The sequence below is a fragment of the Nocardiopsis camelliae genome, from assembly GCF_028993595.1.
In the GTDB taxonomy this organism is placed as follows: domain Bacteria; phylum Actinomycetota; class Actinomycetes; order Streptosporangiales; family Streptosporangiaceae; genus Nocardiopsis; species Nocardiopsis dassonvillei.
In genome coordinates this window covers 1428224-1451760 of sequence record NZ_CP118614.1, presented here as the reverse complement: position 1 = coordinate 1451760, position 23537 = coordinate 1428224, and the positions used below count along the sequence as shown (strand labels likewise).

22 protein-coding genes are annotated in these 23537 nt (G+C 71.3%); 10 read left to right on the top strand and 12 right to left on the bottom strand.

Annotated elements, in window-relative coordinates; translation table 11 throughout:
• Positions 1 to 574 precede the first annotated feature (574 nt).
• Complete coding sequence (locus tag PV789_RS06600) at positions 575 to 1057, top strand: ATP-binding protein (RefSeq protein WP_274976591.1); 483 nt, start codon at positions 575 to 577, stop codon at positions 1055 to 1057.
• A gap of 132 nt (positions 1058 to 1189) precedes the next feature.
• Here PV789_RS06600 and PV789_RS06595 read toward each other — a convergent pair whose 3' ends face one another.
• Positions 1190 to 1360 carry a hypothetical protein gene (locus PV789_RS06595; protein WP_013151584.1) on the bottom strand — a complete coding sequence of 57 codons (171 nt, stop codon included), beginning with the start codon at positions 1358 to 1360 and terminating at the stop codon, positions 1190 to 1192.
• Positions 1361 to 1679: 319 nt separating this feature from the next.
• Between PV789_RS06595 and PV789_RS06590 the strand changes: the two genes are divergently transcribed.
• Positions 1680 to 2501 carry a hypothetical protein gene (locus PV789_RS06590; RefSeq protein WP_274976590.1) on the top strand — a complete coding sequence of 274 codons (822 nt, stop codon included), beginning with the start codon at positions 1680 to 1682 and terminating at the stop codon, positions 2499 to 2501.
• 41 nt (positions 2502 to 2542) lie between these two features.
• The gene (locus PV789_RS06585; RefSeq protein ID WP_274976589.1) at positions 2543 to 2941 is read left to right on the top strand and encodes a hypothetical protein; all 399 of its coding nucleotides are present in this window, start codon (positions 2543 to 2545) and stop codon (positions 2939 to 2941) included.
• Positions 2942 to 3066: 125 nt separating this feature from the next.
• On the opposite strand, the gene PV789_RS06580 is transcribed toward PV789_RS06585, so the two are convergent.
• The 3 genes from PV789_RS06580 to cmtR all read right to left on the bottom strand — a co-directional run bounded on the left by PV789_RS06580 (position 3067) and on the right by cmtR (position 8583).
• Positions 3067 to 3924: a SigB/SigF/SigG family RNA polymerase sigma factor gene (locus tag PV789_RS06580; RefSeq protein WP_274976588.1), complete on the bottom strand. Its 858-nt coding sequence runs from the start codon at positions 3922 to 3924 to the stop codon at positions 3067 to 3069.
• 494 nt (positions 3925 to 4418) lie between these two features.
• A complete protein-coding gene (locus PV789_RS06575; protein ID WP_274976587.1) occupies positions 4419 to 7622 on the bottom strand; it encodes an efflux RND transporter permease subunit in 3204 nt (1067 codons plus the stop codon).
• A gap of 631 nt (positions 7623 to 8253) precedes the next feature.
• Positions 8254 to 8583 carry a Cd(II)/Pb(II)-sensing metalloregulatory transcriptional regulator CmtR gene (cmtR, locus tag PV789_RS06570; protein WP_274976586.1) on the bottom strand — a complete coding sequence of 110 codons (330 nt, stop codon included), beginning with the start codon at positions 8581 to 8583 and terminating at the stop codon, positions 8254 to 8256.
• 117 nt (positions 8584 to 8700) lie between these two features.
• On the opposite strand from cmtR, the gene PV789_RS06565 reads away from it, so the two are divergent.
• The 5 genes from PV789_RS06565 (at position 8701) to PV789_RS06545 (ending at position 13937) form a co-directional block, all read left to right on the top strand.
• Positions 8701 to 9621, top strand: a complete 921-nt coding sequence (locus PV789_RS06565; protein ID WP_274976585.1) for a cation diffusion facilitator family transporter — start codon at positions 8701 to 8703, stop codon at positions 9619 to 9621.
• Positions 9622 to 9860: 239 nt separating this feature from the next.
• Positions 9861 to 11312, top strand: a complete 1452-nt coding sequence (locus tag PV789_RS06560) for a TrkH family potassium uptake protein (protein ID WP_274976584.1) — start codon at positions 9861 to 9863, stop codon at positions 11310 to 11312.
• Positions 11313 to 11340: 28 nt separating this feature from the next.
• A complete protein-coding gene (locus tag PV789_RS06555) occupies positions 11341 to 12012 on the top strand; it encodes a potassium channel family protein (protein ID WP_274976583.1) in 672 nt (223 codons plus the stop codon).
• Positions 12013 to 12225: 213 nt separating this feature from the next.
• Entirely contained in the window at positions 12226 to 13293 is a 1068-nt protein-coding gene (locus PV789_RS06550) for a metal ABC transporter substrate-binding protein (protein WP_274976582.1), read from the top strand.
• Between the two features lie 410 nt (positions 13294 to 13703).
• The gene (locus PV789_RS06545; RefSeq protein WP_013151575.1) at positions 13704 to 13937 is read left to right on the top strand and encodes a DUF397 domain-containing protein; all 234 of its coding nucleotides are present in this window, start codon (positions 13704 to 13706) and stop codon (positions 13935 to 13937) included.
• A gap of 233 nt (positions 13938 to 14170) precedes the next feature.
• Here the strand turns inward: PV789_RS06545 and PV789_RS06540 are convergent, their stop codons facing one another.
• Positions 14171 to 15019: a helix-turn-helix domain-containing protein gene (locus PV789_RS06540; protein WP_274978067.1), complete on the bottom strand. Its 849-nt coding sequence runs from the start codon at positions 15017 to 15019 to the stop codon at positions 14171 to 14173.
• Positions 15020 to 15267: 248 nt separating this feature from the next.
• Positions 15268 to 15765 carry an ATP-binding protein gene (locus PV789_RS06535; RefSeq protein ID WP_013151573.1) on the bottom strand — a complete coding sequence of 166 codons (498 nt, stop codon included), beginning with the start codon at positions 15763 to 15765 and terminating at the stop codon, positions 15268 to 15270.
• 322 nt (positions 15766 to 16087) lie between these two features.
• Here PV789_RS06535 and fabG point away from each other — a divergent pair, with 322 nt between their 5' ends.
• Positions 16088 to 16846, top strand: coding sequence for a 3-oxoacyl-ACP reductase FabG (gene fabG / locus PV789_RS06530; RefSeq protein ID WP_274976581.1), 759 nt, complete (start codon positions 16088 to 16090; stop codon positions 16844 to 16846).
• A gap of 80 nt (positions 16847 to 16926) precedes the next feature.
• Here the strand turns inward: fabG and PV789_RS06525 are convergent, their stop codons facing one another.
• The 6 genes from PV789_RS06525 to PV789_RS06500 all read right to left on the bottom strand — a co-directional run bounded on the left by PV789_RS06525 (position 16927) and on the right by PV789_RS06500 (position 23068).
• A complete protein-coding gene (locus PV789_RS06525) occupies positions 16927 to 17907 on the bottom strand; it encodes a serine hydrolase (RefSeq protein ID WP_274976580.1) in 981 nt (326 codons plus the stop codon).
• A 133-nt stretch (positions 17908 to 18040) separates the two neighbouring features.
• A complete protein-coding gene (locus tag PV789_RS06520; RefSeq protein WP_274976579.1) occupies positions 18041 to 18655 on the bottom strand; it encodes an energy-coupling factor transporter transmembrane component T family protein in 615 nt (204 codons plus the stop codon).
• Positions 18652 to 19332, bottom strand: coding sequence for an energy-coupling factor ABC transporter ATP-binding protein (locus tag PV789_RS06515; protein ID WP_274976578.1), 681 nt, complete (start codon positions 19330 to 19332; stop codon positions 18652 to 18654). Before PV789_RS06515 ends, PV789_RS06520 begins: the two co-directional genes overlap by 4 nt.
• Positions 19332 to 19964, bottom strand: coding sequence for a biotin transporter BioY (locus PV789_RS06510; protein WP_274976577.1), 633 nt, complete (start codon positions 19962 to 19964; stop codon positions 19332 to 19334). Before PV789_RS06510 ends, PV789_RS06515 begins: the two co-directional genes overlap by 1 nt.
• A 216-nt stretch (positions 19965 to 20180) precedes the next feature.
• Entirely contained in the window at positions 20181 to 21614 is a 1434-nt protein-coding gene (locus tag PV789_RS06505) for a choice-of-anchor A family protein (RefSeq protein WP_274976576.1), read from the bottom strand.
• Between the two features lie 338 nt (positions 21615 to 21952).
• Entirely contained in the window at positions 21953 to 23068 is a 1116-nt protein-coding gene (locus tag PV789_RS06500; protein WP_274976575.1) for a lactonase family protein, read from the bottom strand.
• Positions 23069 to 23291: 223 nt separating this feature from the next.
• On the opposite strand from PV789_RS06500, the gene PV789_RS06495 reads away from it, so the two are divergent.
• Entirely contained in the window at positions 23292 to 23477 is a 186-nt protein-coding gene (locus PV789_RS06495; RefSeq protein ID WP_274976574.1) for a hypothetical protein, read from the top strand.
• Positions 23478 to 23537 lie beyond the last annotated feature (60 nt).

The window sequence follows — 23537 nt, the reverse complement described above, 5'->3', positions numbered from 1 at the left end:
GAAACACGGCCCATATCCGCGCCCGGCCACCCCCGCGATCCGACCGAACAGCCCCTTTTTCCAGCTCAGCCGGGGTTATCCTGGCCAAGCCAGGTCAGCTGGGTTTCCGGGGAGGCACGGAGCGTATGCTAAGCGCGAATACGCCCTTCAGTGTCGTAGGGCACATCCGCCACCCGACATGACCCACCACCCCGGCCCGCTCCCAGGACCCACCACCGCCTCGGAGGAAGTCTCGCGGCTTCCCTCCTCCCTCCTGTCGCCGCCCTTGCGCGTGACGCGTGGCACACCGACGCACCCCTCCCTGTCCCAGGGGGCCCGGGCCCGTGCGGCCACACCGCGCCGTGACCCGTTACACGGGCACGGACGCCTTCGAGGGCCCGGCACTTCCGTTGCCATGCCCGCCGCGAACACACGTCCTCGGGGAGTGAACCCAATGTGTGACACCGCAGCACCCCACAGTCCCCCCGTCGTGCTCCACACACACGACCCCACCTGCGGGGCCGCCTCCTCGCAGCCGGACGCACTCCAGGTCCCGCTGTCTTCGTCCCGTCCCTTTCAACGTCCGGCGAGTTCCATGGAAGAGCGCACCCCGTACAGCACAGAGACCGCCTCCAGACCGGCGCGGCGGCGCTTCCCCGGCCTGCCGAGCCAGATCGCCTACGCGAGGAGGTTCGTCGCCCGGCAGCTGGTCGCCTCACCGGAGCTGACCACGGCGACGCTGCTCACCAGCGAGCTGGCCACCAACGCCATCACGCACAGCGCCTCGGGCCGGGCCACCGGCAAGTTCGAGGTCTGTGTCCACCTGGCACCCGGGTGGGCCCGGGTGGAGGTGCGGGACCTGGGCAACGTGGCCGAGGCGCCCGAGCCCCAGCACCGGGACCCCTACGACACCACCGAGCACGGTCGGGGCCTGGATCTGGTCGAGGCGCTCTCCAGCAAGTGGGGCACCGAGCCCCGCGGTGACGGGATGGGTCGCAAGGTCTGGTTCGAGCTCGTGTGGGACCGCGGGTGCGACACCCCGGCGGAGGACGCAGACGAGGCCGTCCTCTCCGACTGACCCGGTACACGGGTCGCCGCCCGCCCCGTGGGCGGGCCCACTCCCCCGGACACGGAGCGAAGCGGAGCGGAGCCCCGGAGCACGGACTGCTCGGGGCCGCGCCGGTACGCCGCCGCGTCCGGGAGAGCGCGCCTACTCCTCGGCGCCGGCCCTCGGGGGCGCCGCCGCACCGCCGTCCTGGCCGGGCGCGGGCAGTCGGTAGCGCTCGTAGAGTTCGCGCGCGTAGTCCTTGGCCTCCTGCGACGGTTCCTCGCCCAGCTCGTCGCGGACCAGGTCGTCGAGGCTCTTGTTCGTTTCATCCATGGGACGCAGCCTGCCTGGAGTGCGCGGATAGCACAAATCGCCGCTCCGGTGACGCAGCGCCAAGGGCCCGAACGCCCCGACTGTGGGGGTTTGCGGGGTTGAAAGCCCACCCGAACTGCGGGTAACGCCCCAGGCGGGGCCCGTCGGTGGTTCCGGCTGGCCCCTCTTGTTTCCGGTCGTTTCGCGACCCCGTGATACCGGGGTGACGGCGGAACCCCCAGACCTTGAGGACCCGTCTTCGACTCCGCGAAGCGCTACAGGGAATCACCGGCCTCCACACCCCGTGGAAGGGCCCAACGCCCCGTGGTGTACTGACGACATGACCGAGGATGTCGACAGCCTGATCGAACACCTGGAGCTGTGGCGGACCCACGGAAGCCAGCCCAGCCACCGGGACATGGCGATCGCCGAACTCCGGCGCAGAGGCCCGCGCGTCGTCCCCGCGCTCATCGATCGGTTGCAGGCGCTGCTCGCGTCCTCGCACCACCCCCATGACCACCACGGTGTCCCCGACCGCGCGAGGTATGACCGCGAGTCCCTCGATCTGCGCCAGGGGCTGGTCCAGGCTCTGGCCCGGATCAGCGACGAACTCGCTGCCGCCGTGCTCATCGCCGCGCTGGACGACGACGCCTGCGTCCCCTACGCCGCCGCCGCTCTGCGTCAGACGCCTGACGACCGGGCGGTGGGGCCCCTGCTGGACGCCCTGGCCCGCATGCTGCCCAACGGGGCGATGGTCGATGACCTCATCGACACGATCACGGTCCACGGCGTTTCGTCCGAACGCGCCCAAGAGCGCTGGCGCACCGAGCACAGCCCGCAAGGGCGCGCCAACCTGATGAGGCTCCTGGCCAGACACGGCAACGTCCCGGTGTCGGTCTTCCTCGAAGCCGCCCAGGACCGTTCCACGAGGTGCGGTGGGCCGCGATCGAGGGCGTGGTCCGTGTGTGGCGAGCCGACGGCCACGATCCCGACCCGGCCTGGACCGAGGTCCTGCTCCTCCTGGCGGTCGACGGGGAGAGGTCCGTCGGCTGGCGGGCCGTCGACGCCCTGGAGCAGATGGAGCGGGGCCAGCGGGCCGAACCTGACACGTATCCCGACCTCGCCACCCGCGTTCTCACGCCTCCGCTTCTGGCGTCGGTGATCGGGCTGGCTCTTCGCTCGCCGGGGGTGTTCGGCGGAGAGTTGGACGCGCGGCTGGCGGATCTGGTCTCGGCCCGCCCCGACGGCCTCCAGGCCGTCCGGGGGCTGATCGGGCTCCGCCCGCCGACCGACGTCCTCCGGGCGGCCCTGGACATGCTGCCGCCGTTGGGCGCCGACACCCGCAGTCCGGAGCGGGCGATGCGCATGCTCCACAGACTGCTGTCCCACTCCGACAGCGGCGTCCGCGAGGACGCGGCATCGGCGCTGCGCCGCGGTGATCTGCTGTTCCCCTTGCTGGTCAGCGGTGACAAGGACACCCGTGAGACAGCCAGGAGCGCTCATGCGCAGATCACCACCGATGACTACGCCGACCGCCTGGGCCGCTACGTCTCGGCGCTGCCGCTGCGCACCCGCATGAGGTACCGGGGCGTCCGCCGCTGAGGGCGCCGCGCCCGACACAGGTACCGGAGCGAGGTCCGGTCCCGCACGCCCCGCGGAGCGCCGGCCAGGGAGGCTCCTCTCCCGCCTGTCCGGAGGAGGGCCCCCGCGGCCCCCTCCGGAAGGTCTCAGGAGCGGCCGGGCGCGTGCCCGCCGACCTCCTCGCGCAGCTGTTCCAGCACCCCCGACAGCAACCGCGACACGTGCATCTGCGAGTAGCCCAACCGGTCCGCGATCTCGGACTGGGTGTGGTCCCCGAAGAACCGCAACCGCAGGATCTCCCGCTCCCGCGCGGGCAGCCGCGCCAGCGCGGGCTTGAGCGACTCGCGCTCCACCACCCGGTCCAGCGCCGCGTCCTCACAGCCCAGGTGGTCCTCCAGACGCGTGCCCTCCTGCCCCTCGGCGTCGGAGGAGTCGGGCGCGTCCAGCGACAGCGACCGGTAGGACTCCGAGACCTGCGCCAGCTCGCTGACCTCGGCCTCGGGCAGCCCCATCTCGTGGGCCAGCTCCGCGATCGTGGGCGTGCGCGCGTGCTCCTGCTGGAACTCGCTCGTGACCCGGCGCAGTTTCACCCGGTTCTCCTGGTGGCGGCGCGGCACCCGCACCGCCCAGGTGTGGTCGCGGAAGTGCCGCTTGATCTCCCCGGTCACCGTGGGCAGCAGGTAGGAGATGAAGGGCTTGCCGCGGTCCGGGTCGTAGCCGTGCACGGCCTTGGCCAACCCCACCATCGCGGTCTGCTTCAGGTCATCCAGCGGCTCGCCGCGCCCCCCGTAGCGGCGCGCGATCTTGTTGATCAGGGGCTGGTAGAGGGCCATGACCCGCTCACGCAGTCCGTTGGCCCGCGGGTCGCCCTCCCCCAGCCCTCCGAGTACGGACAGCAGTTCCTCCGCCGTGGCGTCCTCTCCGGGCATCGGCCTGCGGGGCCTGGGGATGACGGTCGTGCGGTCTGCGGCGGCTTGGGACTTTTGGGCGCTGTTCTCGGACAAGAGAGGACCCCCGGTGCTCTGTCCTTCTGTGCTTGTGTCGCCTGTCAGCACCTGCGGCTCGGCCCTCTCTCCTGACGCGGTGTCGGGAGCTCTGGTCGGGCGGGGGACGGTCGCCGTGCGAGGAGTACGTTCCCTCAGAAACGCCTTCAAAAGCGACGGGGCGAAAAAAGTTGTCGCACGACAAATATCTTTCGATCCCCGTGCGATCACTCTGCGTACGCGAAGGCGGACGCTGCACTCCGCGTCTCCAGCCCCGCAGGCCCACGGGGCACGGCGACCGCGCCCTTCCCGCCCGGCGGGCCGGGCGCGGATACCAGCCCACTACCGCCAAGTCGTTCCATAAAACACTTTTGTCGAATTTTTCCCGTTCGAACTCATGTTCGCATCATTGCGGCCGGTCGACGCCCCGCAGGCGCGAAGCCGACCGCCCGGGCAACGGCGAGGGGCGCCCCGCGCAGTGCGCGGGACGCCCCCGAACCGGGAACGGCCTGGGATCAGCCGACCGGCTCCTTGGTGCGCTCGGCCCCGGCGGCCGCGGCCTTGCGCTCCCTGCGCAGCTCGCGGCGCGCCTGCCTGCGGGCCGCGCCGCGCTGCCTGCCCCACTCCACCAGCTGGTAGAGGACGGGGACCAGGATCAGCGTGAGCACGGTGGAGGACAGCAGACCGCCGATCACCACGATCGCCAGCGGCGCGGAGATGAACGCCCCGCCGCCGGTGATGCCCAGGGCCATCGGGGTCAGCGCCGCGACGGTCGCGAGCGCCGTCATGAGGATGGGACGCAGACGGTGCCGGGCACCCTCCACGATCGCCTCCCTGAGCGGCATCCCGTTGTTCTGGTTCTGGTTGATCAGGTCCATCAGGACGATGGCGTTGGTGATCACCACGCCGATGAGCATCAGCATGCCGACCATGCCCGCCACACCCAGCGGGGTGCCGGTGACCAGCAGCAGCGCCAGCGAACCGGTGATCGCGAACGGCACCGAGATCAGCAGCATCAGCGGCTGGAGCAGGCTCTTGAAGGTCGCCACCATGATCAGGTAGCAGATGACGATCGCGGCGACCATCGCCAGCATCAGCTGCGCGAAGCCCTCGCTCTGGTCCTGGCTGACGCCGCCCAGGGTCGCGGTGGCGCCCTCGGGCAGGTCCATGGTGTCCAGGGCCTGCGTGATCTCGGCGCTCACCGCGCCCAGGTCGGAACCGGTGGCGCTCGCCGACACGGTGGCGCTGGTGATGCCGTCGATGCGGGTGAGCTCCGGCGGCTGCTGCACCTCGGTCACCTCGGCGACGTCGGACAGCGGGACCGCCTGGCCGGTCGACCCCGTGACGGGCAGGTCCTCCAGCTCGGCCACGGTCCGGGGCGCCTCGTCGACGCGGACCACCATGTCGCGGCGCGTGTCGTCGAGGGTGACGGTTCCGACGTTCTGCCCGTTGAAGGCGGCGGTGACCTGCTGGCCGATCATGGCCTCGGTCATGCCCCGCTCGGCGGCCTCCTCGCCGTCGACGCGGACCTCCAGCGCGGGCTGGGACTCGGAGATGCTGTTGGCGACGTCGTCGGCGCCGTCGATGCCGCGCAGCTCCTCCTCGACCATCCCGGCCGCCTCGGCCAGGGTGTCCTGGTCGTCGGCGCTGACCCGCACCTCGATGCCCGAACCGCCCATGGCGGCCATGGCGCTCAGGCGCGGCTCGTACTCGGTGTCCAGGTCCTCCAGGGCCGTGCGCAGCACCTCGCGGTTGCGGGCCTGGTCGGTGTCGGGGTCGGCGGTGATGCTGTAGTCCACCTGGGCCGCACCGCCGCCGCCCATCATGGCGGCCATACCGCCGCCGCCGACGTTGGTCTGGTAGGACTCCACCCAGGCGTAACCGGCGAGGAGGTCCTCGACCTTGGCCGCCTCCTCGTCGGCGACCTCCAGGGACGTGCCCGGGGGCAGCTCCTGGACGACCTGGTAGGTGTTCTCCTCGGACTGGCCCATCCAGTCGGTCTCGATGCCGTTGGCCATGACGACCGTGCCGCCGAAGATGACGACGCTGGCGAGGAGCGTAATGATCGTGGCGGTCCTGCGCTTGGTGGTGATCCAGCGGATGACCGGCAGGTAGGCGCGCTGGAGCGGGCCGCGCATCTCCCGCTCGTACTCCTCGCGCTCGATCTCCTCCTGGGTGGCGTCCCCGATGTCCCTGGGGCTCATGAACCAGTAGCACAGCACCGGGATGAGGGTGATGGAGACGACCAGGGAGGCGGCCAGGGCCAGGCTGGCGGTGACCGCGAACGGCAGGAAGATCTCGCCGACCTGGCCGCCGACGAAGGCCAGCGGCAGGAACACGGCGATGGTCGCGAGCGTGGAGGAGACCACGGCGGCGGCGACCTCGCGCACGCCCTGCTTGACCGCGGCCATCCGCTCCTTGCCGTAGTCCAGGTGCCTGCGGATGTTCTCCAGGACCACGATGGAGTCGTCCACCACGCGTCCGATGGAGATGGTGATGGCGGCGAGGGTGAGCATGTTCAGCGAGAAGTCGAACGCCTGCATGCCCAGGAACCCGATCAGCACCGAGACCGGGATCGACACCGCGATCACCAGGGTGGAGCGGATCGAGAACAGGAAGACCAGGATGACGATCACGGCGGCCAGCAGGCCCATGCCGCCCTCTTCGAGCATCGCGACGATGGACTCGTTGATGTAGGGGGCCTGGTCGAAGACCACGCTGATGTCGATGTCCTCGCCCAGGACGTCGGCCTGCTCGTCCAGGACCGCCTGGACTCCCTCGGAGACCTCGACGGTGTTGCCGTCTGGGGTCTTCATGACCATGACGCCGATGCTCGGGTCGCCGTTGACGCGCGCCAGGCTGGCGGCCTCGTCCTGGACGAGTTCGACGTCGGCGACCTCGGAGAGCCGGACCGGCTCGGCCGGGGCGGCCGGGGGCGCGCCGGGCGCCGCGGCGGACATGTCCGCGCCCGCGGCGGCGGGCTGGAGCCAGACCTCCTCGACCTGCTCGATCGAGGTGAACTGGTCACCGGTGGTCACGCTCAGGCTGCGGCCGTCGGACTCGACGTCCCCGCCCGGCTGGAGCAGGCCGCTGGACTGCAGGGCGTCCACGAGGCTCTGCGGGGACAGGCCGTTCTCGGCTAGTTCGTCCTCGTCCGGCGTGACGACCACGTCGGACTCCACCGCGCCGGTGAGCGTCGCCGAGCGCACGCCCTCGACGGACTCCAGCTCGGGGATGAGGTGGGTCTCCAGCGGGTCGACCATGGCCTGGTCGTCGCCGTCGGCGGCGCCCGCCGCGAGCATCACGACCGGCATCATGTCCGTGCTGAAGGACATGACGCTGGTGTCGACGCCCTCGGGGAGCATGCCCGCGACCTGGTCGACGGCGATCTGGGTCTGGCGGACGAGGTCGTCCTGGTTCTGGCCGTAGTCGAACTCGACCGTGACCTGGGAGGAGCCGGTGCTGGAGGTCGAGGTGACCGTGGTGACGCCCGGGACGCTCTGGACGGCCTGTTCCAGCGGCTCGGTGACCTGGCTCTCCACCACCCGGGGGGCGGCCCCCTGGTAGGTGCCGGAGACCATCACCATCGGCAGGGACATGTCGGGGAAGAGCTCGCGTTTGGCCGACGCCGCTGCGAGGACTCCGAAGAAGAGGACTGCCAGGGTGATGAGCAGGACCAGTGCCCGGTTGCCGAGCGACATGACCGCGGCGCGGTTCATACCTGGGTCCCTTCCACGCTGGTGGCAGCGGTCCCCGTCCGGGGGAGACCCGCGGCGCGGGCCCTTGCGGCCGATCTGGACATGAGAGGTTCTCGCTCCTAGTTCACTGCGGACACGGGGCGGGCCGTGATGTGTGGGTCGTCGAGCGCGTGTACGCGCCGGGGCAGCACACGGTCGTCCGCCGGTTCTGGGACCGGGATCGAAGGTGTGGTGACAGGGGTGCCGGTGTCCGGCTGCCGGGTGCGGGGCGGCCGTGTCTGCCGCCTCTCCCGGGCCTCGTGCACCTGCCGGGCGCACTACTCACCATACGTCGCGTTATATCGGGACTTGGGGCTCCCCCCGCGCGATTCAGGGAAGTCTCAGGGATGCGTCAGCCTTCTGGCAGGGTCGGTTTCTGACCAAAGTAGGTGTCCTCATCCGTAAGTCGGAGCCGGATGGGATGAAATGCGGCTTCCCGCGCCCGCGAGAAGGGCGCGCCCTGTAACGGACATCACGGTGGCAACTTCCGGCCAACCGGAAAACGGCCCCGGACACGCGGAACACGGGGACACCGGGGGTGACGGGACGGGCGCGGCGGGAAGCCGGACACCCGGACCTGCGGCGGCGGGGAGCCGTGCGCCCGGGGCGGCGCTCAGGCGGACCGGGGCTCGCCGGGAGCCTCGTGCGGCTGCGCGGTCCCCCACACCACGCGCAGGAGGTCCTCCAGGGCGTGGGCCAGGGAGTCGTCCACGAGCGCGTAGCTGACCTGGCGCCCGCGCGCGGAGGTGCTCACCAGGCCGCAGTCGCGCAGGCAGGCGAGGTGGTTGGAGACGTTCTGGCGAGTGAGCCCCAGTTGGTCGGCGAGTTGGGCGGGGTAGTGGGGACCGTCGAGGAGCGCCAGCAGGAGGCGGCAGCGGGTGGGGTCGGACAGGGCGCGGCCGAGCCGCTGGATGGCGGACAGGCGCTGCTCGGAGGTCAACATGAAAACCATTGTACACGGCTTGCTGTATAGACAGCACAGGCTGTATAAACAGTGGAGGCTGAACCATGGGCGCCGCGGACGGCGGCCCCGGGAGAGGACGTCGGAACGGGAGGGCTGATGGGCCTGGGACACGACCACGGGCACGGGCACGGCGTCACCGCCGGGGCCGCCAACAGCAGACGGCTGGCGGTGGTCCTGGGGATGATGCTCGCCGTCGCCGCGGTCCAGGTGGTCGGCGCCGCGCTCAGCGACAGCCTGGCCCTGCTCGCCGACGCCGGGCACACCGTCACCGACTCCTTCGGCGTGGCCCTGGCCCTGGTGGCCGTGTGGATCGCCGCCCGGCCCGCCACCAGCAGGCGCACCTTCGGCTACCAGCGCGCGGAGATCCTCGCCGCCGCCGTCAACGCGCTGGTGCTGTTCGTCCTGTGCGGGTTCATCGTGGTGGAGGCGGTCGAACGGCTCCGCGCGCCCGCCGACGTGTCCGGGCCGGGCATGATCGCCGTGGCCGCCTTCGGCCTGGTCATGAACATCGGCGCGCTGCTCGTCCTGCGCTCGGGCGCCCGCGCGAGCCTCAACGTCAAGGGCGCCTACCTGGAGGTCCTGAGCGACGCCCTGGCCTCGGTCGGGGTGATCGCGGGCGGCGTCGTCGTCTGGCTGACCGGGTGGGACCGGGTGGACACCCTCGTCTCACTGGGCATCGCGGCGATCATCGTGCCCCGCGCGTGGTCCCTCCTGCGCGAGGCCGTGCACATCCTCCTGGAGGCCACACCGCAGGGCATGGACCTGAGCGAGGTCCGCGACCACCTGCTCGGACACCCCGCCGTCCTGGACGTCCACGACCTGCACGCCTGGACCATCACCTCCGGGGTGCCCGTGATGTCGGCGCACGTGGTGGTCGCCGAGGAGCACCTGCGCGACAGCGGCCGCATGCTGGACGAACTCCACGAGTGCCTGACCGGTCACTTCGACGTCGAGCACTCCACACTGCAGCTGGAGCCGCCCGGCCACGCCGACCACGAGGGCGCCCGCCACGCCTGACCTGGTGCGGCGCCCCGGCCGGGCCGGGCCGGCCGCGCCGGGGCGCCGCCGCTGGCCCGTTCCCAGGGCCGCGTCCCCGCTGGTGGGGACCGCCGCGGGCGCCACCGGCACGCCCTCCGCGCGGTTACGATGCTGGACGGGCCGTCGGCGTGCCACGATCGCAACCCTCCGGCACACTTCCCCGCGCCCAGGAACGTCTAAGGAGACACCGTGGCACCCTTCCCGACCCGCGGTCAGCGATGAGCGAGAACCGGCTGAGAGCGGGGCTGCGCTCCCTGCTCAGGCTGCGCGGCTCGCTCCTGCCGCTCAGGGCGGCGAGGCTGTCGTACAAACTGCGCCGGGAACTGAGCACCACCCGCGAGGCCAGCACGTGGCGCCAGCCCGCGCGCGTGTTCCTCATGGCCTACGTGGTCGTGGACCTGATGGGCACGGCGCTGCTGATGACCCCGCTGACCACGCCCGACGACAGGGGCCTGGGCTTCGTCGAGGCCTTCTTCACCGCGACCTCGGCGCTCTCGGTGTGCGGGCTGAGCGTGGTCAGCATCGGCAACGACCTCAACACCTTCGGCCAGGGGGTGGTCCTGGCGCTCATGCAGGTGGGCGGCATGGGCATCATGACCCTGGCCTCCCTGCTGGGCACCGCGATGATCCGCCGGTTCGGACTGCGCATGCAGCTGACCGTGCAGACCGAGACCCGGAGCATGTGGGTGGGAGACGTACGCGGCCTGGTCAGCCGGGTGGCCCTGATCTTCCTCATCTGTCAGGGACTGACGTTCCTGCTGATCACCCCGAGGTTGTGGCTGGGCTACGACATGACGCTCGGGGAGGCCGCCTACTCGGGCTTCTTCCACTCGGTCTCGGCCTTCAACAACGCCGGGCTCTCCCTGTACGGGGACAGCATGATGCGGTTCTCCGGCGACGCGTTCATCCTGGTGCCGATCGCCCTGGCGGTGATCCTGGGCGGCATCGGCTTCCCCGTCCTGCTGGAACTGCGGCGCGAACTGCGCACCCCGCGCCTGTGGAGCCTGCACACCAAGCTCACCGTCACCACCACCTCGATCCTCTTCGTGGGCGGGGCACTGCTGGTCACCCTGATGGAGTGGCACAACCCCCAGACCCTCGGGCAGATGCACTGGTGGTCCCGGCTGGTCGACGGCTTCTTCCACGGCGTGATGCCGCGCAGCGGCGGCCTCAACTCCGTGGACACCGGGGAGATGGAGGACGCCACGCTGCTGGTGACGATCATGCTGATGTTCGTCGGCAACGGCAGCGCCGGAACGGCCGGGGGCATCAAGGTGGCCACCCTGGCGGTGATCTTCCTGGTGGTGGCGGCAGAGGTCCGCGGCAACGACAAGGTGCACGTCTACGGACGCCAGCTGTCGCCCGAGGTGATCCGGCAGTCGCTGAGCCTGGTGTTCCTGTCCGCGACGGTCGTGGCCTTCACCACCGTCCTGCTGGTGCGCACCACCCCGTTCGAACTGCTCCCGGTGATGTTCGAGGTGGTCTCGGCCGTCGGCGTGGTCGGCCTGTCCACGGGCATCACCGCGGAACTGGCGCCGTGGGCCCAGTTCCTGCTGGCCCTGCTGATGGTGGCGGGCCGGATCGGCCCCATCACCTTCGTGACGGCGCTGGCCTTCCGCGACCACCGCCGGCGCTACGATCTCGCCGAGGCGCGGCCGATCATCGGCTGAGAGCACTCCGAGGGAAGGAAGGGACACCGTGCAGCAGCACAGGAGACTCACCGACAAGCGGGTCCTGGTCATCGGCCTGGGCCGGTTCGGCAGTTCGCTCGGCCTGGAGCTGGTCAGCCGGGGGTGGGAGGTGCTGGGCGTGGACTCCAGCCCGCGGCTGGTGCAGTCCTTCGCCGACGCGCTCACGCACACGGTGATCGCCGACGCCACCGACGAGGAGGCGCTGCGCCAGGTGGGCGCGGGCCAGTTCCGCAGCGCGGTGGTGGCCATCGGCACCCACCTGGAGGAGAGCATCCTGGCCACCTCCCTGCTGGTGGACATGGGGGTGTCCAACATCTGGGCGAAGGCGACGAGCCGCCGCCACGGCCGCATCCTGGAACAGGTCGGGGCCACCCACGTGGTGCTGCCCGAGCACGACATGGGTGAGCGGGTGGCGCACCTGCTGTCGGGCAGGATGCTCGACTACGTGGAGCTGGAGGAGGGCTTCTCGCTGGGCAAGACCAAGGCGCCCAAGGAGCTCATCGGCAAGACGCTGCGCGAGACCCGGGTGCGCCAGCACTACGGGATCACGGTGGTGTCGGTGAAGCGGATGGGTGAGGAGTTCACCTACGCCACCCAGGAGACGGTGCTGAACAAGGGCGACGTGATCGTGGTCGCGGGGCGCACCGACGACGTGGAGCGCTTCTCCGAGTCCACCTGAGCCGCGGGCCGCACGGCGGCGGGCGGCCGCGACCGTCGGGGCGCGGTGGAGACCGGTCCGGCGGGAAGGACTCCGGGGCGCCGCGCGGCGCCCCGGGTTCCGCGTCCGGCCGCCCGCTCCCCGTGCCCGCGGACGGCGGTTCCGGGGGTGCGTGAGCGGTCCGTTCCGAACAGACAAATTGACAACCGTTTTCATTCTTCCGACAATTGACCCATGCGAACTGGGACAACCGTGCGGGCCGCCGCCCTCGGCGCCGCGACACTTCTGACGATCACCGCCTGCGGAAGCGGCGGTGAGGGGGCGGACGACTCGGGTGTCTCACCCGCCGACGCGGACCTGACCGTGGTCACCGGCGTCTACCCCCTGGAGTGGCTGGCCGAACAGATCGGCGGCGACCGGGTGGCGGTCGTCCAGCTCACCGAGCCCGGCACCGAGCCCCACGACCTGGAGCTGACGGGCCGGCAGGTCGCCGAGGTCAGCGAGTCCGACATCGCCTTCTACGTGGAGGGCCTCCAGCCCGCCGTGGACGAGGCGATCACGCAGGAGGCCGCCGAGAGCGCGTTCAACGTCGCCGACGTCGTGGAGCTGCACCCGGCGGGAGAGGGCGGCCACGACCACGCCGAAGGCGACGGGCACGCCGAAGAGGGGCACGGCCACGGCGAGGAGGAGCACGGCCACGGCGAGGAGGGCCACGACCACGCCGAGGACGAGGCGCACGCGGAGGAGGAGACCGCCGCCGAGGAGGGGCACGACCACGGCGAGTACGACCCCCACTTCTGGCTGGACGTGGACCTGATGGCCCAGACCGCCCAGGCGCTCGGCGACCGGATGGCCGAGGTCAACCCCGAGGGCGCCGACGGCTACGCCCAGGGCGTGGAGGCCGTGACCGCCGAACTGGAGGCGATCGGCCAGGAGTACGAGGAGGGGCTGTCCTCCTGCGAGCACGACGAGGTGGTCGTGGGGCACACCGCCTTCACCTACCTGACCGAGGCCTACGGCCTGGAGCAGATCGGGGTCAGCGGGGTGGACCCCGAGACCGAGCCCTCCCCCTCGCAGATCGCGGCCATCACCGACGTCGTCAACGAGCGCGGCATCGAGACGATCTTCACCGAGCCGCTGATGCCCGCGGCGACCGCCGAGACCATCGCCGCCGAGACCGGCGCCCAGGTGGAGGTGCTCGACCCGCTGGAGGGCGTCACCGAGGACTCCCCCGGCGACGACTACCCGTCGATCATGCGGGGCAACCTGGAGGCGCTGACCACCGCGCTGTCCTGCTCCTGATCCCCGCCCCGTCCCACCGCACCGGCCCCGTCGACCCGGGCCCCCGCCCCGGCCGACGGGGCCGACGCGTGTCCGCTCCCTTCCCGTGCCGCCCTCCCGCCGGGCGGGGGTCCGCGCCTCCCGCGCACCCGCGCCCCCACGGCCCGGAACGACCGCGTGTTCTCGATCCCCTGTTCCCCCTGTCAGGGGGAGCCGCGTGTCCTAACCGCCTTTGCCTCCCGGCCGAAACACCCCCGGGACACGTGGGCGCAACACACGGGCAGGCCATGGGTTACATGGCGCTTACATACCACCAAACCTCCGGACAGGTGGCGGGGGTCACGCTATGCTTGTGAACGTGTCGGTGCTGATGCACGTGCATGTGGCGGTGCATTAGCACGGACGTTCCCCTCGACGAAAAAAGGAGCAGCATGACCGCACACAACGGCATCCCCGCGACCCAGCTCACCGAGGCGGCCTGGCAGAAGGCCCGGCGCAGCAACTCGCAGGGTGCCTGCGTCGAGATGGCCCGCCTCGGCGACGGCTCCATCGCCGTACGCAATTCGCGGTTCCCGTCCGGACCGGCGCTGGTCTACACCCAGGAGGAGATCGACTGCCTCATCCTGGGCGCCAAGGACGGGGACTTCGACAACCTGCTCAGCTAGGGCCTCTCGTCCCGTCGGACGCGTTCTGCCCCGACGCACACAGGAGGGGTTACCGCTCGGCGGTGACCCCTTCCTCGGGCACCGCCCCGATCGCCGTGCCCCGGCCGCTCCGCGACCGCGGGGCCGTCCGTGTGCGCGCACGTGCCCCGAAACCCGGAAAGGCCCGCCTCGGCGAGCCTCTCGTATCCCTGGGAGCGTGTTCGGGGTCCCCTCCTCCCGTCCCACGCCGCTGGTCAGCCGGTTTCCTTGTCCAGGTCCTCCAACATCTGCTCCAGCAGTTCCAGCGTCTCGTCCGGCGTGGCCGCGGCGACGCTGAGCCGGGTCATGGCCTTGGTGTAGGCCTCCACCACCGGCCTGCGGTCGATGATCTCGCCGTCGGTGAGCTGCTCCAGGTAGACCATGTCCGCGAGCTCGAACTCCGAGTAGCGCAGGAGCGTGAACGACCCCGCCTCGGCCGCGTGCGCGCCCACCGCGAAGGGGACGATCTGGAGCGTGATGTTGTCGTACTCCTTGCTGAGCTGGATGAGCCACTCCAGCTGGCCGCGCATGATCTCGCGCCCGGCCTCCGGACCGCCGATGGGTCTGCGGACCGCCGCCTCGTCGAGGATCACCCACATGCGCATGCTCGTGTCGGTGCGCAGGCGCCGCTGTCTCTTGAGTCTGGCGTCGACGCGCTGCTCGGTGACCTCGTCGGTCTCCACGCCGCCGGAGATGACCGCCCGCGCGTACTCCTCGGTCTGGAGCAGCCCCGGAACGAACTGGGACTCGTAGATGCGGATGTGGTCGGCGGCCTCCTCGAAGCCGACGTAGCGGATGAACCACTTGTGCAGTGACTCCCCGTACTCCTTCCACCAACCGGGCTTGTTGGATTCGCGCGCGACTTCGAGGATTTCCCTGATCCTCTTGCGGTCGGAGACCCCGTACATCTTGAGGAGGTCCTCGATATCGCGCAGCTTGAAACCGACCCGGCCGAGTTCCATACGGCTGATCTTCGACGCCGATGCCCGAATCTTGTTCCCGGCATCCTCTCGGCTGATACCACGCGCTTCGCGAAGCTGGCGCAGCTCGTGCCCGATCAGCATGCGGCGCACAGTGGGGCCGCTCCCCTGGCGCAATCGAGCGATATCCACGTTCGCCGCCTCTCCCTCATTCCTCGCACAAGGGTATCCGTGCGAAGGGACACCTTTGCCGTGCGGACAAGACACTACAGGTACACGATAGAACGATAGAGCAGTGGTGCCTTCGCCTCGCTGGCGGATCCCCGGCACCTCCGGGGAGGGCCCCGCCGCCGGGAGTGATCCGGCGCGGCCCCCGGCGGGAACCCCGGGACTCACACGAATTGCGCCCAAACGAACTTTCCACCGGGCGGCGTGGGAATCACACCCCACTCTCGCGCGAAAGCACTCACCAAGGCAAGCCCCCGACCGCCCTCCAGGTCGAGATCGGTTTCCCTTCTCTCCGGCAGCCGGTCTCCACCGTCACGAACCGCACAGATGAATTCACTGCCGCTGCGCATGAGCGAGAGCTGAATACCGCCCTCGCTCTGCCCTGTCAAGGGCAGAGGGCCGCCGTGCCGGAGCGCATTGGTGACCAATTCCGAAACGACCACCGCGACATCGCTGGACAAGTAGTGCATCTCCCATTCGTGGAGAAGCGCCTCGGAAATCTCGCGCGCTGCCCCCACCGAGTGGGGGCGCGGCTCGAAGCTCCACGTGACGGCGTCGTGCCGGTCCCCGCAGACGGGGGTGTTCCAGCGGCGGGAACCGTGCGTCAGGACCCTGAGCCACCAGCCACCGGCCGGGTCGGCCACCGCCTCAGCGCACTCCATGCCTTCCACTCCTCCCTGACGCACCGCTGTGTGGGCGTCGGTGACACGGCCGGGGCGGGCCGTGTCGGCGTGCAGGTCGGGCGCGTGCCGCTGCACGACTCGAATGCACGTGCATCTTCGTCTTGCAGGCAATCGTAGGCCAAGCCCCGACGTTGTGCAGGCAAACGCGGAGACGACTTCGGCCGACCCGTGAAGCGGGTAGTCGCGAATCCGCCCGCCCGCGGGCGGTCCGGCCCCGGACACACCCCGTCCACCTACCGACCGGTTGGCATGTGGATAGGATCTCCTCGCGCCCACCACGCGAACTCTTGGAGGTAATCCCATGTCACCAACGCCCCGTGTGGCCGTCGTGACCGGTGCGGCCCGTGGGATCGGTGCCGCAGTCGCTGAGCGCCTGGCGCGCGAGGGCCGCTCCGTCGCCGTGCTGGACCTGAGGGAGTCCGACGCCCAGGAGGTCGTCGACCGCGTCACCGCCGCGGGCGGCACCGCCCTGGCCGTGGGCTGCGACGTGTCCGACCCAGACCAGGTGACCGCCGCCGTCGACACCGTGGCCGAGCGCCTGGGGCCGCCCGCGATCCTGGTGAACAACGCGGGTGTCCTGCGCGACAACCTGCTGTTCAAGATGTCCGTGGAGGACTGGGACACCGTGATGAACGTGCACCTGCGGGGCTCGTTCCTGATGAGCAGGGCCGCCCAGGCCCACATGACCTCGGGCGGCTGGGGCCGGATCGTCAACCTGTCCAGCTCCTCCGCGCTGGGCAACCGGGGCCAGGCCAACTACTCGGCGGCCAAGGCCGGGCTCCAGGGGTTCACCAAGACCCTGGCGATCGAGCTGGGCAAGTTCGGCGTGACCTGCAACGCGGTCGCGCCCGGCTTCATCGAGACCGCCATGACCAGGGCGACCGCGGAGCGCATCGGCGTCGAGTACGAGGACATGAAGGCCTTCAAGGAGGCCGAGATCCCGGTGCGCCGGGTGGGCGTGCCCGAGGACATCGCCAACGCCGTCGCCTTCCTCACCGGCGAGGAGGCCGGGTTCGTGTCGGGCCAGGTCCTCTACGTCGCCGGCGGGCCGCTGGACTAGTCGGCCGCGCGACCCCCGTGCGCCCCGTCCGGAACCCTCCGGGCGGGGCGCGCGTGTGCGCGGGCCGGGGGCCGGGACGGTCACCCGTCCGGGTCCCCGGCGGCGCGGGCCTCCTCCATCGCCGCCGTGACCGTGGTCGCCAGTTCCTCCACCAGGGCGACGCCGGTGGTGTAGTCGGGGCTGCCGTCGGTCAGGACCGCGATCAGGTACTCGCGGCCGGGTCCGGCCACGTAGCCGACGCTGTTGACGTTCCACAGGCCGCCGTTGGCCTCGCGCGGGGTCCACCCGTTCTTGAGGCCGACGGTGTCGTCGGGGCCGGCGCTGGCCGAGACCCCCCAGGACTGCTCGGCGGCGACGGACTCCATCAGCCCGCGCGCGTAGGCCCGGTCCTCCTCCGCCAGCGGGCTCCCGTCGCAGTACAGGGCCCGCAGCAGCCGCACCTGGTCGGCGGCGGTGGTCATGGTGGCGCCCCACCTGCCGCCGGGGTGGGGGACGGTGTTGGTGAAACCCAGGGTCTCGGTGCCCTCGACGAAGCCGTCGGTGAACCCGATCCGCGAGTACAGGCCGTCGGTGACCTCGTTGTCGCTGTGGCGGATCATGGCCGAGACCTGCGAGCGCTCGGCCCCGGTGAGGTCGCGGCCCTCCTCCTCGGCACGCAGCAGCAGCATGGTGAGGATGGTCAGCTTGGCCACGCTCGCGGTGGGGAACCGCCGGTTGGCGCCGTGGCTGAAGGTGGCCCCGGTGCGCAGGTCCTGCACGGCGACCGCGAAGTCGGCCGGGTGCTCCTCCCCGATCGCCCCGACGCGCGCGGTGAGTTCCTCGCGCTGGGCGGGGGTGAGCCCCTGCCCTCCGGTGGCGGGCGCGCCGACGGGCGCGAAGGGCACCAGGGGGAACGCGTCCTCGGAGACCAGGGAGCGGAACAGCGCGGGGTCCGGGCGGGGCGGCGCGGCCCCTGAGGCCGAGGTGGCGCCGGGCAGGGTGAAGGCCAGGATCACCGCGAGGACGGCCGCCACGACGGCGACGGACCGGGCTCGGGTGTCGGCGGGGGAATGCCGGGGCACGGTATCACCGGTTCGCTGACACGCGGATGGGCTGGGTTACCGACATTATCCAGTGAAATGTCGCGAATACGAACATCTCGATACCGAATCGGTACCCGGTTCCCTCTTTTCGTCCGTCCCGGCGGGCGAATCCTCAGCCGCGGGTGTCCTCGTCGATACCGCGGGCCACCAGGGCCTCCCCCGTCGCGTCGGCCATCCGCAGGAGCTGGACAATGACCGGGACCACGAGCAGGTGGGGACGGCCGGACAGCCCCCGCGCGCGGTAGGCCTCGCGTGCGGCCTGCCAGGCGGAGGCAGCCATCGGGATGGAGCGGACGGTGAGCGCCAGGACGAGGGCGATCCGGTCGGGGTTGGCGCCGACGTGCCTGAGCGGGCGGGCCATGCGCTCGAAGAGGTCGAGCATCGCGCGCACGCGGGTGGTGAGCGTGACGAGGTTGGCGAACAGGACGAGCGCGGCCAGCTGCGCGCACAGGCGCAGGGCCGTCTGCCAGTCCGCGAACAGGACCTGGAACAGGCCGATGGCCAGCAGGAACGGCGACAGCGCGCGCAGTGCGGACCAGGCCCGCCCCAGCGGGAGACCGGCCAGCGGGTACAGCGCGAGCGCGGCGGCCAGGGCGCCGACGGCGACCCGGGGGTCCGCCCAGACGACGAGGCCGACACCGGCCAGCAGCAGCGCGAGGAGCTTGGCCCCGGCCGGGATCCGGTACAGGAACCCGGTGCCGGGGACGTAGAGGCCGACCGTGCTCACCGCTCGTCCATGAGTTTGGTGTAGTGGCGCACGGCGTCGCCGGGAACGCCGTCGAAGACCACCCGCCCCGCGTCCATGACCAGCACCCGGTCGAAGCCGTCGAGCAGGTCGAGGTCGTGGGTGAACAGGACGACCTGCTGCTCCAGACCGTCCAGGGTCCGGTGCACCGTGCGGGTGTTGCGCAGGTCGAGCAGGGTGGTGGGCTCGTCGCAGACCAGCACCTCGGGCTCGGTGACCAGTACCGAGGCCAGGGCCAGGAGCTGCTTCTGCCCTCCCGAGAGCAGGTGGCCGGGGTGGTCGCGGTGGCCGTCGAGGCCGTAGCGGACCAGGGCCGATTCCACCCGGCGGGCGGTCTCCTCGCGGCCCAGCTTCAGGGAGCGCAGGCCGATCTCCACGTCCTCGGCCACGGTGGGCATGATGATCTGGTTGGCGGCGTCGGAGAAGACGAAGCCGACCCGGCGCCGGATCCGCTTGGCGTGGCGACGGGTGTCCCACTCCCCCAGCGTGACACGGCCCTCGTCGGGGACGACGAGGCCGTTGAGGGTGCGGGCGAGCGTGGACTTGCCCGATCCGTTCGCCCCGATCACGCCGATGCGGTGTTCGGCGAGGTCGAGGGTGACGTCGCGCAGCACGGCGCGGTCGTCGTAGGAGTGGGAGACGCCCTCCAGGCGCAGCATCAGGATTCCCCGCGGGCGGTGGCGGTCTCCAGGACGGGGCGGCCCGCGGGCGGGATCGGGTAGGCGCGGTAGACGGCGCTGGCGATGAGCGCGGTGACCACGGCCTTGACCAGGTCGCCCGGCAGGAAGGCCACCATGGAGTAGGCGGCGGCCAGGACCCCGTCGCCCATGACGACGGCCATCCAGGGGACGCCGACGGCGTAGATAACGAGGATGCCGCCGACGACGTTGATCCCCAGTCCCGCCCAGAACCGGTAGCGCCCCCGGGTGCCGCGGACCATGAGGTCGGTGAGCAGGCCGATGACCAGCGCGGCGAGGACCCAGCTGACGATGAACCCGGCCGAGGGCCGGGCCAGGACCCCGACGCCGCCCATGCCGCCCGCGAAGAGCGGGAGTCCGGCCAGGCCGAGCACGATGAAGGCCGCCACGGCGAGGGGGCCGCGCTTCCAGCCCAGGAGGCTGGGGGCGAGCATGATGCCCAGGGTCTGGAGGGTGATGGGCACCGGCGAGAACGGCAGCGGGATGGCGACCGTGACGCTGAGGGCGGCGATGAGCCCGGCGAACACGGCGATGAGCGCGAGGTCGCGGGCGGTCAGGCCCCTGTGACGGATGCCGGTCCTGGTCGTGGGCATGGGCGTTTCCCTCGGGAGGTCGTGGAGGCGGATCTTTGCCCATTGTCCGTTATGGCGGTGACCAGGACGAAGGCCGGGGCGCACAGTTCTGCGGGCCCCGGCCTTGTAGGGGGTCGCCTGAGACGCGTGTCACAGGGCTGGGCTCCCCCCGCCCCGCGCGGCCTCCCCGGAGGGGTCGAGCCCGGGCGACCGGTGCCCCCGGTCGCCCGGTGCCCCCTACCGGTAGCCCGGGGCCGGGTCGTCGGGGTCGTCGGTCTCGTCCGGACGGCCGGGCTCGTCCGGATCCGTGGGCTCATCCGGGTCGTCCGTCTCGTCCGGATCGGTCGGCTCATCCGGATCGGTCGGCTCATCCGGGTCCGTCGGCTCATCCGGATCCGTGGGCTCATCCGGGTCGGTCGGCTCGTCGGGGTCGGTGGGCTCGTCCGGATCGGTCGGCTCATCCGGGTCCGTCGGCTCATCCGGGTCCGTCGGCTCGTCCGCGTCACACGTGGTCAGCTCGGCGTCGAACGGGTGGTAGTGCAGTTCGAAGGACCGGATGACACGCGTGTCGCGCTGGCTCTCACGCGGGCCGCCCAGGTCCTGGGTGAACTCGCGGGCGACCACCGTTCCCTCGATGTTGGCCGAGGAGTAGTGGTTGACCGCGGCGTTCGGGGCGTAGACGGTGCCCTCGATGCTGTCGGTGCCCACGGGGATGGTGACCGTCCGGGCGTCGGAGAAGTTCCACAGGGTGTAGGGGGCCGTGGAGGAGCTCAACCCGGCGCCGGTGGGGCCCTCCCACGTGAAGTCGCCGCCGACGCCCGAGGTGTCGACGTTGATGATCAGCGGGGTGTCCTGGCTGGGCGGGTCGTCGAAGGTCAGCTGGGCGAGCGAGTTCAGTTCCTCGGCGGTGATGTTGAGGACGTTCTGCTCTCCGGGAGTGAGGCTGACGTGCAGGTCCGCCCCCTCGGGGATGGCGTCCGGGTCGATCGGGTCGCCGTTGGGAGTGGTCAGCGTGGCCGTGGTGGAGCAGAGCGCGAACCCGGACGAGTAGGAGCGGAAGGCGGAGAAGGCCTCCTCGAAGTCGATCAGGTCAGGTGCCGGCCCCACCGAGTCGGCGGGCTGCATGGTGCTGAGCTGGACCCGCGGATAGCCCTCGTAACCGGCGCCCTGGGGGACGATCCGGGTGTTGGCCGAGGCGTTGTTGAGGTCGGTGGTGAAGACGTCGGCGTCGTCGAGGTCGCCGATCTTGACGTAGGCGCCCGTGGGGATGCTGAGCACGCCCTGCGGGTCGCTGTCGTCGAAGTCCACCTCGCCCTGGACCAGCAGCGCCACGGGGTTGTCCTCCCCCGGGGCGGTGAAGGTGCCGTCGTTGTGGATGCGCACCCGGTAGTCGCGGCCGAAGGACAGGTCGCCGCCGACCGCGATCGGGCCCTCGGACTCGGTTCCGGCCAGGTAGGTGTCGCCCTCGGAGATGGCGTTGAAGCCGAGTGCGGGGGCGACGGGGTTGACCGTGACCGCCGCGGCGGCGGGGGCCGGGGCCCACCAGCCCCGGAACCCCGGCGCAGCCGACATGGTGCCCGCGGCCAGGGCCAGGGTGGCGGCCGTGACCAGGAAGGTCCGGCCCGCTCCCCTGGCGGCCGACCGGCGTGCGTGCTGTGCGTTAGCAATCATGCACACATTGTGACTATGCCATGACCTGGAAGTGGGAAGGCACGACGGGGGCGAGGAGGAAACGTCAGCGGTTCCCCATCGGCGGGTACGGGGCCGGTCCGTCCGGGGCGCCCGTCCGACCACGGCCGGTGGTCCCCTGCGGCTCACGGTCCGGACTCGTCCCGGGGCTGCCGCCGAAGCCCGGGCCGCGGGCCTCCCGGAACTGGCCGAACGCGGCGCCCGGCGGAAGGCGGTGGACGGTAGGCGGTGACGGCTGTGGCCCGGGAACCGTTCGTTTCCGGGCCACGGTCGACGCTCAGGGGCGGGCGGAGCGCCGCGCGCGTCTGGGGGACGCCGTGTCAGTCCCGGGTTCCCCCGGCGCGGCGGATGCGGGTGATCGGGACCGGGAGCACGCACACGGGGACGGGCAGGCGCAGCCGGTGGCCGGTGTCGGCGGGGACGCCCGTGTCGGGGTCCAGGAGCAGTGCGGCCAGCGAGTCGCCGTTCTGGGCGGCCACGACCAGGTGGTCTGGCTCGTCGCGGTGTCCGCGAACAACGGTGAAGTTGCGCGGCCACGGCCCTCCGGCCGGGGTGTCGGCGACGTGCTCCAGGCGGGCGCCGCCGTCGCGGACGGCGAAGGTGGCGATCGTGTCCGCGCCCCGGTTGGAGACGTAGACGTGGTCGCCGTTGGTGAGGATCTCGGCGGGGAAGTTCGCGCCCGCGGCCTCCTCACCGGTGGCCTCGACGGAGCCCAGGTGCTCGGCGGTGCCGGTGCCCGGGTTCCAGCGCAGGACGTGCACGCGCGAGTCCAGCTCGCCCGCCACGTAGAGGTACTCGCCGAGGACGGCCGTGTGCCGGGGCCCGGTGCCCGGCGGCAGGGCGACGGCGCCGACCTCCGCGCCGCCGCGCAGGACGCGCAGCTCGTCGGTGCCCAGGTCGGCCACCAGCAGGTGACGGTCGTCGGGGGCGGCGGCGCTGTGCGCGTGCGGCCCCTCCTGGCGGTCGGTGACCGGGCCGCTTCCGGAGTGCGCGAGTTCCGCGACCGTCTCGTCGGGGGAGCCGTCCCCGGCCAGGGCGTACAGCGTGGCCACTCCGTTGGCGTAGTTGGTCACCGCCAGTTCGGAGCCGCGCGCGAGCACGTGGCAGGGCGATCCGCCGCCGGTCGGGGCCTGGCCCAGTTCGGTGAGCCCGGCGCCGCCGTCGATCCGGAAGGCGGTGACGGCGCCCTTCTCGCGCTCGTTGACCGCGTACACCGTGGGCGGGTCCTCGCGGAAGGCGAGGAAGGAGGGGCCCGGCGTGCGGGCGGCGGTGCCGCCGTCGGTCATCTCGCCGGTCATGGGGTCGAACCAGACGCGGTAGATCCCCTCGCCCTCCCCGGGCGGGTCGGAGTCGGGGGTGTAGGTGCCCACCAGCAGGAGCCGCTTGCCGTCCACCGAGCTGTCCGCCGATTCGCCCACCGGGAACCCCGTTCTCATCGCACATGTACCGAAGGTGGTCTACACCACCAGCGGCATGCTATCGCCCGGCGTGCCTGTTCCGCCTTGGCCCTGGTGCCCTGGTACCGGCTCGGATTGTCGAACTCTCCTTCCCTCCGCACCCGAGGCTAGGCTTGTCAGGACCTGAGTTCATGGACCGCGTGCAAGCGCACGGTCCGCGACCGTTCGTGGCCGGGCGGTCGGGCGCCCCGAGGAGAAGCGAATGACAGCTGAACCGGTCGACCCGGGCCAGACGGCGGCTGAGTTGGCCGAGGCGTTGGCCGACCGCGGACTGGTCCTGGTGAGCGCCGCGTATCTGGAAGAGTTGGCGGACACCGCTGACAGCGCGGTGATCAATGCCCGCACCGATGAAGGGACCGTGCCCTTCCGGGTCGAGGACTACGCGTGAGCCGCTACGCGATCGAGATCAAGGCCTCGGCCCCGCAAGGAACTGCGCAAGCTCGACGGA

Coding starts and splice junctions, on each gene's coding strand:
- PV789_RS06575 (WP_274976587.1), bottom strand. CDS start 7,622: ATGAACCGCGCCGCGGTCATGTCGCTCGGCAACCGGGCACTGGTCCTG.
- PV789_RS06545 (WP_013151575.1), top strand. CDS start 13,704: ATGACCGCACACAACGGCATCCCCGCGACCCAGCTCACCGAGGCGGCC.
- PV789_RS06560 (WP_274976584.1), top strand. CDS start 9,861: ATGAGCGAGAACCGGCTGAGAGCGGGGCTGCGCTCCCTGCTCAGGCTG.
- PV789_RS06590 (WP_274976590.1), top strand. CDS start 1,680: ATGACCGAGGATGTCGACAGCCTGATCGAACACCTGGAGCTGTGGCGG.
- PV789_RS06535 (WP_013151573.1), bottom strand. CDS start 15,765: ATGGAGTGCGCTGAGGCGGTGGCCGACCCGGCCGGTGGCTGGTGGCTC.
- PV789_RS06565 (WP_274976585.1), top strand. CDS start 8,701: ATGGGCCTGGGACACGACCACGGGCACGGGCACGGCGTCACCGCCGGG.
- PV789_RS06510 (WP_274976577.1), bottom strand. CDS start 19,964: ATGCCCACGACCAGGACCGGCATCCGTCACAGGGGCCTGACCGCCCGC.
- PV789_RS06500 (WP_274976575.1), bottom strand. CDS start 23,068: ATGAGAACGGGGTTCCCGGTGGGCGAATCGGCGGACAGCTCGGTGGAC.
- fabG (WP_274976581.1), top strand. CDS start 16,088: ATGTCACCAACGCCCCGTGTGGCCGTCGTGACCGGTGCGGCCCGTGGG.
- PV789_RS06515 (WP_274976578.1), bottom strand. CDS start 19,332: ATGCTGCGCCTGGAGGGCGTCTCCCACTCCTACGACGACCGCGCCGTG.
- cmtR (WP_274976586.1), bottom strand. CDS start 8,583: ATGTTGACCTCCGAGCAGCGCCTGTCCGCCATCCAGCGGCTCGGCCGC.
- PV789_RS06595 (WP_013151584.1), bottom strand. CDS start 1,360: ATGGATGAAACGAACAAGAGCCTCGACGACCTGGTCCGCGACGAGCTG.
- PV789_RS06505 (WP_274976576.1), bottom strand. CDS start 21,614: ATGATTGCTAACGCACAGCACGCACGCCGGTCGGCCGCCAGGGGAGCG.
- PV789_RS06540 (WP_274978067.1), bottom strand. CDS start 15,019: ATGCTGATCGGGCACGAGCTGCGCCAGCTTCGCGAAGCGCGTGGTATC.
- PV789_RS06495 (WP_274976574.1), top strand. CDS start 23,292: ATGACAGCTGAACCGGTCGACCCGGGCCAGACGGCGGCTGAGTTGGCC.
- PV789_RS06600 (WP_274976591.1), top strand. CDS start 575: ATGGAAGAGCGCACCCCGTACAGCACAGAGACCGCCTCCAGACCGGCG.
- PV789_RS06550 (WP_274976582.1), top strand. CDS start 12,226: ATGCGAACTGGGACAACCGTGCGGGCCGCCGCCCTCGGCGCCGCGACA.